Genomic DNA, 12257 nt, shown 5'->3' on the forward strand with positions numbered 1-12257 from the left:
TATTTATCATAATTATTGCATAACTTTCTAATTAAAGCAAGCGATTCCAAAAAATGAAATTAGTACGAACTAGCACCGCACGTTTTATTTTGATAATTTTTTGACGTAGTGAGTGAAATAAACACATAAAAAATAAAATAATGGCAAAAATATCATTGACAATTTGAGTAAGGGAGTATTGACCAATCAGCATAAAATAGCCTCTTTTTTGAATTATTTTACGCTACATAAAACACTTTGCAAAGTTAACTAAGTTCTTTTACGACTGTGGTTAAATTGAGAAAATGGTAGATATTACGTTATAATGATTGCGAAAGCTAAAGATGGGAATGAACATGATGAATATAATTAACCAACGAAACAGCCTGTTGACTGACATGATGGCTGGAATTGAGCAGGCTTATCCACAATTAAAAAGAAGCGCGCAAACCCGTGGTTTTAGTGATCGCGCTTTTCATGATCAAAATATTCCAGTGATTTCCGGTGGTGGTAGCGGACATGAGCCTGCTGACTGGGGTTTTGTTGGTAGTGGAATGTTAACTGGAGCTATTATGGGTGAAGTGTTTACCCCGCCAACTGCGGATGAGATTGTTGCTTTTGTCAGCCAAGTCACCGATCGGCAACAAGTTTTTTGATTCTTGAAATGTCAAATTAAGTTAGAAATAACATAGCTGTTTATCTGTGATGTTTTCCATGAATACCTCAATTGGTGTTTTATAATTTAATGATTTTTTTGGAATATGATTACGCCGGCTACTGACTTGTTGAACTAAAGCATTTGGTAAATTGCGAAAATCCATGCTCTTGTTGAGACCATCTCGTCTAATTAGTCCATTGTTATTTTCGTTTAAGCCACGCTGGTTAGGAGCCCCAACTTCGGCAAAATAAGTACTAATATCATGCTTATTTGCGATTTCTTTCCAACCAGTGAATTCTTTACCATTATCAAAAGTAATTGACTTGAAAAGGTGTTTTGGCTGTTGGGACAACCATTGATTAAGATGTTTATTAACGCATTCAGCCGATTTTTGTTGGATGTTTAAAATGATTTCAACTTTGGAGAGACGCTCAACTAAGGTCATAACTGCACCTTGATGTGCTTTGCCTTGGACGGTGTCTGCTTCTAAATGACCAAATTCATGTTGAAAATGAGGATAATCCTGATAGCGTTGATAAATACTTCTGCCGAGTCGGCCAGCTTTACCACGCCGTTCAACGTAACCATTTGGATGCCTTTTACCTTTCATTGACAACAATTTCACATTGAAAACACCTCTTTGAAAAAGTCGGTATAAGGTTCTCATACTACAACTGATCTGTATCTCAGCTCGACCAATAATCGTATCAGGGGTCCAACCTAATGCGAGTTTCTGCTTAATGTATTTGGTTTCATCTTCTGGTAATTCAATTGCTTTTCGACCGCAATGAGTTTTATTAACTCGATAATTTTCTTGAAATTGACTAATTGAATTACCAGCATCTAGAAACCGGTAAACACGATAAACGGTTTCGCTGGAACGTTTAAGAGCTTTAGCGGCATGATAGGCTTTAATATCTTGTTTCCAAAAATTATATATAAAGGTTAATTCACGTGTGGTAAGATGTTTATAAGTCATTTGTGGTTACCTCTCTTTTGATTAGGGATATTCAAAAGTCTACCACAAATGGCTTTTTTATTTCTAACTTAATTTTACAAACGACGAGTTAACAGCTTGTCTACTATTGTTTTGAACTTATTAAATAGAGACAGGCTGTTTTTAATTTAAAAATAAAGTTCGGTAGCGTCAAGAATCTTGTGTAAATGAAATGCCTTCGTACATATAATATATATCTAACTTAAATAAATGATGCTTCCAAGGTGTCCTGGAGTCCTTTGAACCCTCGGTGGATCCGCTTCAGAGACTTCTCGTTATAAACATTAAACTGAGAAACCAGGAAGCGATCCAGTGAATCTTCCGTTGGAAATTGTTCTTTGTGGTGGGTGGTGCGCTTGAGATGCTTATTAAAGTTCTCAATCAGGTTAGTGGCGTATAGTGATTGCCGGATAGCTGGTGGAAAGTCCATGAAAGTGAGTAAATTCGGCATTTTAAGCAGATCTTTGATTAATTTGGGATAGGTCTGATGCCAGTTGTTGGCGAACTCATTCAGTTTCAGTTCGGCTGCTTCACGGTTGGCGGCCCGATGAACTTGTTTAAAGTCACTGATCACGGCCTTGCGGTCTTTTACGCGAACTTTGTTCATCAGATTCCGCCCAACATGAACCAGGCAACGTTGTCGTTTGGCTTTAGGGAAATGCCGATTCAAGCCTTCATCCAAACCAACTAACCCATCGGCCACAAACAACAGCACATCTTTAACGCCCTGCTTGATCAAGGTTCCCAGCAGTTCAGTCCAGATTCCAGTCGATTCCGTTGGCGCCACTTGGTAGTTCAGCACTTCTTTCGTACCATCTGGACGAATGCCAATCGCAATATGAACGGCTTCTTTTTGAACGGTATCCCGCTTTAACGGCAAGTAAGTGGCATCTAAGAAGATGGCCGCATATTGTGAAGCCAGTCGACGTTGCTGGAAAGCTTGAACCTGTTCATTGACGGCTTTAGTCATGTTGGAAACCGTGGCTTTGGAGTAGTGAGCACCGTACATTTTCTCAATGAGTTCGGCAATTTCAGCAGTGGTAATTCCCTTGGTATACAACTGAATGACCGTTGTTTCTAAATTATCACTGTGCCGACCGTAGGCTGGCAAGGTATGATTTTCAAACCGGCCATTGCGATCTCGAGGAATGGTTAAGTTAAGTTGGCCGTACTTCGTATCAAACGAGCGCTCATAACTGCCGTTGCGGTTATTACCAGTGTTAATCCCAGCGTATGAGTAGCGTTCGTAACCCAAAAACTCTGCCAATTCGGTTTGAAGCAGCTGGTTAATCGCAATTTCGAGGTGGTGACGAAAAACTTCGTCCAAATCTTGCTTTTGGGCTAGTGCAGTGATAATTTCTGTGGTAAGTTCATTCATGGGGAATGCCTCCTGTGATGTTTTCTGTGGTTACTAAATATCATAAGGGAAGGCATTCCCTATTTCTATACAATTCAGAAATCTTTTATGCATTTACACAAGATATTTTACGCTCTCTAAAGTTCAGTCAAAAGCACTCTTTTGTCACGAAAAGTAGCTGTGGTGGAATTACGCTGTGTTAGTTTGACAATATTATTAATTAAAATTGATGGGGGATAAAGATGGCAAATGTTAAAAGGTTCAAGGGTTTTCCAATCTTTAATTTAAAAATCATGGGAATTATTTTAATGGTTGCTGATCATGTTCATCAGATGTTTCAGCTGCTGGGAGCACCAATTGGTTAGATTGTTTTAGACGGCCAGTTGCCACTATTTTTTTTACTAGTGTAGTTAGATTTAGTTACACTCATGATAAAAAGAAATACATGAAACGTTTATATATATTTATGATATTGATGTCAATTATGACAAGTCTCCTAGAGAAGACGGTCGATTTTGAAAAAGTAGTTTTGATAAATAATATTTTCCGCGATTTGTTTATCGGGGTGATGTTTATGACAGAAATCGATCAATTTCAGGCAGCCAAACACTAAACATTTGGTTAGGGACCTTGTGGTGTGCTTTGCCATTTATTTTCACAGTTATCGCTACTGTAATAGTTGGCAATCGTTTAATACCCTTAGTAGTAATGCAAATAGTAGTCGGCTTTTTTCCAGCCATTATTTTAGCTGAAAATAACTTTAAGGTTTTATTGCTTCCATTATTACACCTATTCAGAGATAATCGTAAGATCCAGTGTTTATTGATTGCCAAGTTGCATAGTAAGAGTTTCTGAAAGAATTCATACAAAAGCGTAAATAAACAGTGAAAAATAAGTTAATTTAAAAAATGTGTTGTAGGGCTCTATTTTATGATTTTTGCAGCACATTTTTTGTCCAGTGTATATTTCAAAGTTAGCCCGAGTTAACACTTTTTCAGAATTAAAATGTTGCTCGGCTGTGCCTGACAGTTTTACGGTAAATTTGATATAATCCTAATTAGAAGGTTATCTAAACAAGGGGAGAGAGCTATGAGTTTTAAGGCGCTCTCTGACCCAGCTCGCCGAGAGATATTACAATTATTAAAGAACGGAAGAATATCTGCGGGAGAGATCAGTCAGCATTTTGATATGACTGCGGCTACAGTTCCTTATCATTTAAAAGTACTTGAAATGTCAAATTAAGTTAGAAATAACATAGCTGTTTATCTGTGATGTTTTCCATGAATACCTCAATTGGTGTTTTATAATTTAATGATTTTCTTGGAATATGATTACGCCGGCTACTGACTTGTTGAACTAAAGCATTTGGTAAATTGCGAAAATCCATGCTCTTGTTGAGACCATCTCGTCTAATTAGTCCATTGTTATTTTCGTTTAAGCCACGCTGGTTAGGAGCCCCAACTTCGGCAAAATAAGTACTAATATCATGCTTATTTGCGATTTCTTTCCAACCAGTGAATTCTTTACCATTATCAAAAGTAATTGACTTGAAAAGGAGTTTTGGCTGTTGGGACAACCATTGATTAAGATGTTTATTAACGCATTCAGCCGATTTTTGTTGGATGTTTAAAATGATTTCAACTTTGGAGAGACGCTCAACTAAGGTCATAACTGCACCTTGATGTGCTTTGCCTTGGACGGTGTCTGCTTCTAAATGACCAAATTCATGTTGAAAATGAGGATAATCCTGATAGCGTTGATAAATACTTCTGCCGAGTCGGCCAGCTTTACCACGCCGTTCAACGTAACCATTTGGATGCCTTTTACCTTTCATTGGCAACAATTTCACATTGAAAACACCTCTTTGAAAAAGTCGGTATAAGGTTCTCATACTACAACTGATCTGTATCTCAGCTCGACCAATAATCGCATCAGGGGTCCAACCTAATGCGAGTTTCTGCTTAATGTATTTGGTTTCATCTTCTGGTAATTCAATTGCTTTTCGACCGCAATGAGTTTTATTAACTCGATGATTTTCTTGAAATTGACTAATTGAATTACCAGCATCTAGAAACCGGTAAACACGATAAACGGTTTCGCTGGAACGTTTAAGAGCTTTAGCGGCATGATAGGCTTTAATATCTTGTTTCCAAAAATTATATATAAAGGTTAATTCACGTGTGGTAAGATGTTTATAAGTCATTTGTGGTTACCTCTCTTTTGATTAGGGATATTCAAAAGTCTACCACAAATGGCTTTTTTATTTCTAACTTAATTTTACAAACGACGGTACTAAAAAAAGCGGACTTGATTTGGGAAGAAAAAGAAAAAATTTCATTTACTATCATTTGAATACATCGATTCTTGAAGGAATTATGGCTTGGTTTGAGAATTTGAAGGAGGATAGGGACAAATGAAAAAAGATAAAGAAATAAAGACGATCGTGGGTTCTTTTTTATTAACGTTGGCTCCAATTATAGTTGGTATTTTACTATGGAATAAACTACCAGGCCAAGTAGCTATCCATTTTACGCTGCATTCTGGTCAACCAAATGGGTGGAGTAATAAAGCGATGGTAGTCTATGGATTTCCTTTGGTCATGGCTGCTGTGCAGTTATTTGTAGTGGTATTTACGAATCTAGATAAGCATAAAAAGAATATTGATGGCAAGATTTTAAAAGTGATCTATTGGATCGTGCCGTGGATCGAATTCGTTACGGCAATCATGATTTTTGGTTATTCTCTTGGATACCAAATGAATTCTGATGCCACTTCAAATTTATTATTGGGAGTAGTTTTTATCGTTTTGGGTAATTACTTGCCAAAGGTCAAACAAAACAAAACGATGGGATATCGTGTTTCCTGGACGCTCAACAGTAAAGAAAACTGGCGAAAAACCAACCGCTTAGGAGGATGGATATTTGTCATTTGTGGGATCATTTTCTTGGCAAATATTCTTCTCCAGCAAGAATGGTTAATAATCGTTCCGTTAATTATGGCAGTGATCATTCCTCTGACGTATTCATATGCCTTACACCGCAAGGGTATTTAATGATAGTTGATCGAGTTTTTAGGAAAACTCGGTTGGCTTATTTTTTTTGCTAAATTTTTTTTGAAAAATTTATTCAAAAGTGTTGTCTTTTATGGACATTGAGAGTATATTATGGATTGTTGAAATCTATCAAATAAATATATAAATGAAGATTTATACGATAGATGTGTAGAAAATCAAGCTTTTGCGTTAATTCTTTGTTTAAAGAAGGGTAATTTTATAGTCTTTCAAATTTGGCATAGGAGTGAATTTCAGTGAAAATGATCAAAAGGGAGTTCGGCATGATCTGGGAGCATAAGATCATTCTGGCTACTTTGCTAGGAATTATGTTTATTCCTTTTTTATATTCGGTGTTCTTCTTAAAGTCTGTCTGGGACCCATATGGAAATGTTGATAAGTTACCCGTGGCGGTCGTTAACGATGACCGACCGGTAACTTTTCAAGACAAGCAATTAGATGTTGGTGACCAACTAGTTGCCAATATGAAAAAACAGGATGGATTAGAGTGGCATTTTGTTAGCGCACAAAAGGCCAAGGAAGGTATGTCACATCATAAATACTATATGGTAGTGACTGTTCCTAAAAACTTTTCTAAAAACGCGGCGACAGTTCTGAATGATAAGCCGCAGAAAATGAATTTAAAGTATCAAACCAATGATTCATTGAACTATATTGGTCAGGCCCTCACTAAGGAAACTGCCGGCCAGTTAAAGAACAAGGTCAGTAAAACTGTTTCAACTGCATACGCTGATACGATGTTCGGTGTAGTCAAGCAAGTCGGTGCAGGATTTGGCAAAGCTGCTAAGGGCGCTGTCAAGCTAAGCGATGGATCTAAGGCATTGTCAAATGGATTAACAACATATACGGCTGGTGTTAAAAACTTAAATGATGGTGTGATGACCTTGCATGCCGGAGTTGAACCTTTAAGTGCGGGCATTGTCCAACTTGCTGACGGTTCTTTGGTATTAGATAAAGGGTTACACACATATACAGCTGCTGTGAGCCAAGTAAATCATGGTGCCCAGGCTTTACGAGCAGGTACAGTACCTTTAGCTAGTGGGGTTAGTCAATTGCAAAATGGCGCTCAGACTTTAAGTGGGGGTATCAACCAATATACCGGTGCTGTGGGTCAGTTGAACGGTGGTTTGCAAAAATTGGCTGGAAGAAACTCTAAGTTGCAACAAGCTGCCGGCAAGTTATCTAAGTTACCACAAGGTGTTGCTGCAACTTATGTTTTGGGTAACACTGTCTCCGATTCAGTTGGACAATTAAAAGATAAAATTACGGCTGCTCAGAATGGTTTAAATAGCTTGATGACGCCGGAAAATAAGGATCAATTGGATGATTTGGGTACAACAGTTGATGAAATGAACACGATGATCAATGATTTTAGTACACAATTGATTGGTTTAACGGACCAATTGAAATCAATTGGTGCTAATGACCAGGATAGTGCTGTCAAAGCTAAGCAAGTTTTGGCTGTAATTGCAAAGTTGCCAGCACAGCAGCAAGAACAGATGGCTGGATCTCAGGAGGATCTAAAGCAGATCATTAAAAATAGTCAAGAAAATGGCGAGACCTTGAAAAATATCCAGGCTATTAAAGGAACGGTTGATGAGGCTAAGGTCGAGTTGAGCGATGCAAAAAAATCATTAGCTGATTTATCGGAGCTAACTGGTAAAATCAAACAATTATCAGAAGGTATGAATAGTCAAGGCGAAACGCTGGATGTTGCGACTATGAAGGACCAGTTGACTGAACTTGAAATCGCTGCTGAACATTTGAAATCAGCTTCAACTAAATTAAATGCTGGTGTTAATGGGCAGAAAACTAATGGAACATATCATTATCCGACTGATCGCCATCAGATTCAAGTTCAAATTTCACAAATTGTCGATCAATCATCATTACCAACGATGTTGAATGGTTTAACGCAGTATACTAATGGTGTGAAAACCGCTGCTAATGGGGCTTCACAGTTGAACCAAAACGGTACCCAATTACGTGGCGGAGCGAGTCAGTTAAATGGCGGCTTAACTGCGATGGGTGCACAAGTTCCAACATTAGTCGGCGGCATTAATACGTTAGCTAATGGCACGAGTCAGTTGAATGCTAATGGGGGCCAATTAGTTTCTGGAGCAGACACGCTTGCTGGTGGGATCGGGCAGTTAAATGCACAAGTACCGACTTTAGTTAACGGGATCGATACTCTAGCGAATGGTTCTGCACAATTAGCAGGGAATTCTGATAAATTAAATGGTGCATCTGGTCAAGTTGCCAAAGGTACGGGTACTTTGTCTAAGAGTTTGAAAGATGGTGCTAAAGAGGTCAACTCGACTAACCTGGGCAAGAGAAATGCGCAGATGTTTGCTGCCCCAACGAGACTACAGCACAGTAACTACAGTAAGGTTCCTAACTATGGTTTTGCATTAGCACCATATATGTTGTCTGTTGCTTTGTATGTTGGAGCATTGGTCTTCAACTTAGTTTATCCGTTACGTAAAATGGGCGGTGACGATAGCACAGCTAATGAGTGGTTCGGTAGTAAGGCCGCTATTGGCGGCGTAGTTGCTGTAGCTAATGCCTTGGTCGAATTGTTATTGATGATGGCTGTCGGTTTGACACCGCAAAATGTTGGTGGCTTTCTGTTAAACGGGATCATGTTCTCGTTGGCCGCGATGTATATCGTCATGTTGCTGTCTATTGCATTTGAGAATCCAGGCCGATTTATTGGAATGATTTTGTTAGTGATTCAATTAGGTGCCAGTGGAGGTTCATTCCCAATTGAAATTACGACCGGAATGAACGGCTTTTTCCAAGCAGTCAATCCATTCTTGCCAATGACCTGGTCAGTGTATTCATTCCGCGAGTCCTTAACTGGTGGGTTCGGCAGTGGACAGATCACACAGTCATTCTTGATTTTATTGATTTTTATTGTAGTATCCTTAGTATTACTGTGGGTAGCTACACAAGTGTTACACAATAAAGTCACCTATGAACCAGGGCCAAGTTCTGTAGTACAAGAAAGCGGTAATGGGGACAAAGAGTAAAGCAAGTAAAAAACAAAGCAAGGCCAGAAACTCAGAATATGATACTAACAGACTCACACGCTATAGTTTTAGCATTGTAGAGTGGAAGTTGATAAAATACAATTTTTTATCATATTGAGCGGTTCTTTAGATAGGGGTAAGCGCAAAATAACTCATGAAATGAGAGTTATCTTTTGCGCTTTTTTATTTGCAGGTATAAGCAAATTGTGGGGTTGACGAATTTGAGTCTAATGTATGGTTTGGAATAAATAGCTTTGAAATTACAAAATACAGCATTTTTTACACAATACTTATGTAAAGGTCAATTTTTTTTTACTTTTTCAGTCTAAGCTAAACTAGTAGTTTAGCTTAAAGTTTATTTGAGAGGAGAATTGATATGTCATTTTTACAACAAAAGAAACTTTTTAGTATTAGTACAGTAATTTGTGTGGTTTTACTAGTGATTGCTGCATTTGGGGACCTGTGGATCAGTAACACGGTCATTAATTATCGCAGCGTTTTTGGTACTTTATTTCAAAGTGTGGGTGAGTTTCCGCAATATTTGATTTTCGTGATCAGCGGTCAAATTGCTTTGACGTTTGCTTTTAAAATACAAGGATCTGTTTTATTCAAATGTTTGTTGGGGAGTGGGGGACTGGCAGTATCAGGTTGGCAGCTAAAACAATACTTAAATGAAGTTGAAAGTTATTTTCTTTCAGTCAGCTCAAATCTTGATCATCATAAACCGATCGGACTTGCCAATAGTGATAATGCGGCTGCTGCTTTGAGCGTAGGCAAAGCTTATTGGATCTGGCTGCTTATTTTCGTCATTTTGACTGTTGCCTTTCAGTACTTGCTGGGTCATTTTCAACTGGAAACGATCCAACGTTTATTGTTAGTCGCTATTTTTGCTTCACTAACTGTCTGGTTTTCGCTTCAAGTTAATCAGGGGTTAAAAGAGATCTGGGGACGTGTTCGTCCTTATGAATTAAATAAAACACAGAGTAATTTTACTAATTGGCTAACTATTAATGGAGTCACAGGACATATGTCTTTTCCTTCGGGACACACACAAGCAGCCACATTATTGATCGTTTTTTCATGGTTCTTTAAGGGAAAAACACAAAAAGTCTGGTGGATCAGCGGCATTGTTTATGGGGCATTGATGGGACTCTCACGTGTAGTTATTGGCGCACATTTTATGTCTGACGTTGTTTTTTCATTCTTCTTAACAGCTGTGATCATTTACATTTTCCGCCAGTTATATTATCAGTATGCTGACGAAAAACAATCAAAAGAAATGAAATGAGTTTGTTAAAAATAGTTTGGTTATGTAGCCTCCTACTAATGAAGTGGGAGGTTTTTTGCGCAAAAATGGTCATTTTGCATATCTTTCAATAAGCTAACGACCACGATACATGTATTTATTTTGTTAGATATTTTTTTAGTGCAGGCATTTGTTCAACGATCGTTTCCGTTCCTTTATGGTAGAGATCGATCAACTTTGAATCATCTCTTTCAAAGTGAGAGACAGTAACAGGAGCTGCAGGACGTAACACGAAGACCTTACCTTCTTTTTCGAGCTTTTCAAGTTCATTTAAAGATTGATTGTAATGTTTGGGACGATCTATAAACGCCTGAACAAAATTAGGATATTGTTTATACCTTCTTTTGATCATGTTATTCATGGCCGCGCCGTTTTCAGGCTTGCGATAGCCGAGATCTCTAGTAACCACAACGACGATCTTGTCGTAGCCGAGTTCTTGCGCACGTTTAAAGGGGATCGAATCGGCGATCCCGCCATCCAAATAAGGTTGTCCATCGATCAAGCGAATATCTGACAGTAATGGAATACTCGAAGAAGCCTTAATAGCTTCGACTTGGTCATTGTCTGCTTGTTTGCGAAAAATTTGAGCTTCGCCGGTTTCGCAGTTAGTAGCGGTTATCTCAAATATTTGTTGGCTGTGACGATATGTATCCCAGTCAAACGGACTATATGCAAAGCAATCTGGCGAAAAAAGAAAGTCTAGGTTAAAAATTCCTCCATTATTCCACAGGTTGCTGACGCTGATATAACGTTTGTCATGCAAAAAATGAAGGTTGATATTAGATGAACGATTACGTTGTTTAGAAATGTAATTCATTGCGCAAAGCGTTCCTGCTGAAACGCCATGTACGTATTCAAATTCAACGTCATGTTCTAGAAAGTAATCAAGGATAGAACTGGTAAAAAAAGAACGTAAAGCTCCACCCTCAAGGATCAAAGCAGCTTTTTCCAAAATCTAAACCCTCCCATTTTGGATTTGAATCATGTATTGTTATTCGCATAGATAAAAAACTTTTTGTCTGACATGCACGAAAACAAAATTCGATATACAATATAGTATAGTTCTATGGTAACAAAATTTAATTATAATGTTTAGAATTTTAGTATGTGGACTGCACGATCTGTGTTGACTTTGCGAGGTACGGCTGGCTTGAGGAGGTTCATTCATGTTTGAAAGAAACAGTTTACGATTAACTCTTAAAGGAAAAAAGTTCTATTATCAGGCAGAAGAATTGCAATCCCAAGAAGTTGCGGATCGCAACCGGTACGTGATCTTGTTTCCTAGTTTGAAAAAGGTTAGGGACTTTGATAAGACAAGTCGTCATGCACATATGACTATCAGAAACTATTTTGGCTCATACCATCAGGTCGTTCGGATAAGCTTCGAATTCCACCGTTCAAGCTTGAAAAATCCCAACGATGAAAATCTGTATAGTGGTTTGTTGACAGTCCAAGAAGTTGACAGAAAGGGTTAAATGAGATGAGTTTTTCAAAGAAAATTATTGTATTTTTATTATTAACAGTCGCTGTGCTTGCAGTATTAGGCTATGTTTTGTTTTTATGTACTTATGTTATATTAAATTTTAGTTGGCAAGTCTTGTTGCTTGCCGTGGCTGGAGCGCCAGTTTTTCTATTCTTTTTTAAATTTCTTTGGCATGATATTTAGCAGACTTAGGCTTTTGTTTCTTTTTTGTGAGAGGGGCAAAGGCTATTTTTATGGAAACAGAACTTGAAAGATTTTCTTTTTTCAAAAAACAAACAAAATTTTGTAAAATTCTTGCGGCTAGATCCGAAATTTGTAATAAAGTAAAGATTGCATATGGGGTCGTCAAGGCTAGTTTTTTATCTCGTCTTGATA

At 38.0% G+C, this 12257-nt stretch carries 12 protein-coding genes and 1 pseudogene; 8 read left to right on the plus strand and 5 right to left on the minus strand.

Annotated elements, in window-relative coordinates:
* Positions 1–329 precede the first annotated feature (329 nt).
* Positions 330–635: a dihydroxyacetone kinase subunit DhaK gene (locus BQ5903_RS01315; RefSeq protein WP_231920889.1), complete on the plus strand. Its 306-nt coding sequence runs from the start codon at positions 330–332 to the stop codon at positions 633–635.
* A 21-nt stretch (positions 636–656) separates the two neighbouring features.
* Here BQ5903_RS01315 and BQ5903_RS01320 read toward each other — a convergent pair whose 3' ends face one another.
* Both BQ5903_RS01320 and BQ5903_RS01325 read right to left on the minus strand, forming a co-directional pair.
* Positions 657–1616, minus strand: coding sequence for an IS30 family transposase (locus BQ5903_RS01320; protein WP_079578498.1), 960 nt, complete (start codon positions 1614–1616; stop codon positions 657–659).
* Positions 1617–1836: 220 nt separating this feature from the next.
* Positions 1837–3012: an IS256 family transposase gene (locus BQ5903_RS01325; protein ID WP_079578500.1), complete on the minus strand. Its 1176-nt coding sequence runs from the start codon at positions 3010–3012 to the stop codon at positions 1837–1839.
* A gap of 221 nt (positions 3013–3233) precedes the next feature.
* Between BQ5903_RS01325 and BQ5903_RS12400 the strand changes: the two genes are divergently transcribed.
* A complete protein-coding gene (locus BQ5903_RS12400; protein ID WP_269148730.1) occupies positions 3234–3356 on the plus strand; it encodes a hypothetical protein in 123 nt (40 codons plus the stop codon).
* Positions 3357–3563: 207 nt separating this feature from the next.
* On the opposite strand, the gene BQ5903_RS12130 is transcribed toward BQ5903_RS12400, so the two are convergent.
* Positions 3564–3731 (minus strand): hypothetical protein, encoded by a 168-nt coding sequence (locus BQ5903_RS12130; RefSeq protein WP_158308950.1) that lies wholly within the window; start codon positions 3729–3731, stop codon positions 3564–3566.
* A 349-nt stretch (positions 3732–4080) separates the two neighbouring features.
* On the opposite strand from BQ5903_RS12130, the pseudogene BQ5903_RS01335 reads away from it, so the two are divergent.
* Positions 4081–4218: pseudogene (locus tag BQ5903_RS01335) on the plus strand (helix-turn-helix domain-containing protein); the annotation flags it as partial.
* A 16-nt stretch (positions 4219–4234) separates the two neighbouring features.
* Here BQ5903_RS01335 and BQ5903_RS01340 read toward each other — a convergent pair.
* The gene (locus tag BQ5903_RS01340; RefSeq protein WP_079578504.1) at positions 4235–5194 is read right to left on the minus strand and encodes an IS30 family transposase; all 960 of its coding nucleotides are present in this window, start codon (positions 5192–5194) and stop codon (positions 4235–4237) included.
* Between the two features lie 210 nt (positions 5195–5404).
* On the opposite strand from BQ5903_RS01340, the gene BQ5903_RS01345 reads away from it, so the two are divergent.
* The 3 genes from BQ5903_RS01345 (at position 5405) to BQ5903_RS01355 (ending at position 10381) form a co-directional block, all read left to right on the plus strand.
* On the plus strand, positions 5405–6043 hold the full coding sequence (locus BQ5903_RS01345; RefSeq protein WP_079578506.1) for an SdpI family protein: 639 nt from the start codon (positions 5405–5407) through the stop codon (positions 6041–6043).
* 260 nt (positions 6044–6303) lie between these two features.
* The gene (locus tag BQ5903_RS01350; RefSeq protein ID WP_231920927.1) at positions 6304–9093 is read left to right on the plus strand and encodes a YhgE/Pip domain-containing protein; all 2790 of its coding nucleotides are present in this window, start codon (positions 6304–6306) and stop codon (positions 9091–9093) included.
* Between the two features lie 376 nt (positions 9094–9469).
* Complete coding sequence (locus BQ5903_RS01355; protein ID WP_079578510.1) at positions 9470–10381, plus strand: phosphatase PAP2 family protein; 912 nt, start codon at positions 9470–9472, stop codon at positions 10379–10381.
* A gap of 115 nt (positions 10382–10496) precedes the next feature.
* On the opposite strand, the gene BQ5903_RS01360 is transcribed toward BQ5903_RS01355, so the two are convergent.
* Positions 10497–11351 carry a patatin-like phospholipase family protein gene (locus BQ5903_RS01360; RefSeq protein ID WP_079578512.1) on the minus strand — a complete coding sequence of 285 codons (855 nt, stop codon included), beginning with the start codon at positions 11349–11351 and terminating at the stop codon, positions 10497–10499.
* 214 nt (positions 11352–11565) lie between these two features.
* Here BQ5903_RS01360 and BQ5903_RS01365 point away from each other — a divergent pair, with 214 nt between their 5' ends.
* Together BQ5903_RS01365 and BQ5903_RS01370 are read left to right on the plus strand one after the other, a co-directional pair.
* Complete coding sequence (locus BQ5903_RS01365) at positions 11566–11874, plus strand: hypothetical protein (RefSeq protein ID WP_079578514.1); 309 nt, start codon at positions 11566–11568, stop codon at positions 11872–11874.
* Positions 11875–11879: 5 nt separating this feature from the next.
* The gene (locus BQ5903_RS01370; protein WP_079578517.1) at positions 11880–12065 is read left to right on the plus strand and encodes a hypothetical protein; all 186 of its coding nucleotides are present in this window, start codon (positions 11880–11882) and stop codon (positions 12063–12065) included.
* The last annotated feature ends 192 nt before the right edge of the window (positions 12066–12257 follow it).

The sequence above is a fragment of the Ligilactobacillus acidipiscis genome (assembly GCF_900116935.1).
GTDB lineage: Bacteria > Bacillota > Bacilli > Lactobacillales > Lactobacillaceae > Ligilactobacillus > Ligilactobacillus acidipiscis.

Bases quoted from the DNA above. Each gene is read 5' to 3' on its own strand.
- BQ5903_RS01340 (WP_079578504.1), bottom strand. From the start codon at position 5,194: ATGACTTATAAACATCTTACCACACGTGAATTAACCTTTATATATAAT.
- BQ5903_RS01320 (WP_079578498.1), bottom strand. From the start codon at position 1,616: ATGACTTATAAACATCTTACCACACGTGAATTAACCTTTATATATAAT.
- BQ5903_RS01350 (WP_231920927.1), top strand. From the start codon at position 6,304: ATGATCAAAAGGGAGTTCGGCATGATCTGGGAGCATAAGATCATTCTG.
- BQ5903_RS12400 (WP_269148730.1), top strand. From the start codon at position 3,234: ATGGCAAATGTTAAAAGGTTCAAGGGTTTTCCAATCTTTAATTTAAAA.
- BQ5903_RS12130 (WP_158308950.1), bottom strand. From the start codon at position 3,731: ATGGCTGGAAAAAAGCCGACTACTATTTGCATTACTACTAAGGGTATT.
- BQ5903_RS01365 (WP_079578514.1), top strand. From the start codon at position 11,566: ATGTTTGAAAGAAACAGTTTACGATTAACTCTTAAAGGAAAAAAGTTC.
- BQ5903_RS01345 (WP_079578506.1), top strand. From the start codon at position 5,405: ATGAAAAAAGATAAAGAAATAAAGACGATCGTGGGTTCTTTTTTATTA.
- BQ5903_RS01370 (WP_079578517.1), top strand. From the start codon at position 11,880: ATGAGTTTTTCAAAGAAAATTATTGTATTTTTATTATTAACAGTCGCT.
- BQ5903_RS01315 (WP_231920889.1), top strand. From the start codon at position 330: ATGAACATGATGAATATAATTAACCAACGAAACAGCCTGTTGACTGAC.
- BQ5903_RS01325 (WP_079578500.1), bottom strand. From the start codon at position 3,012: ATGAATGAACTTACCACAGAAATTATCACTGCACTAGCCCAAAAGCAA.
- BQ5903_RS01355 (WP_079578510.1), top strand. From the start codon at position 9,470: ATGTCATTTTTACAACAAAAGAAACTTTTTAGTATTAGTACAGTAATT.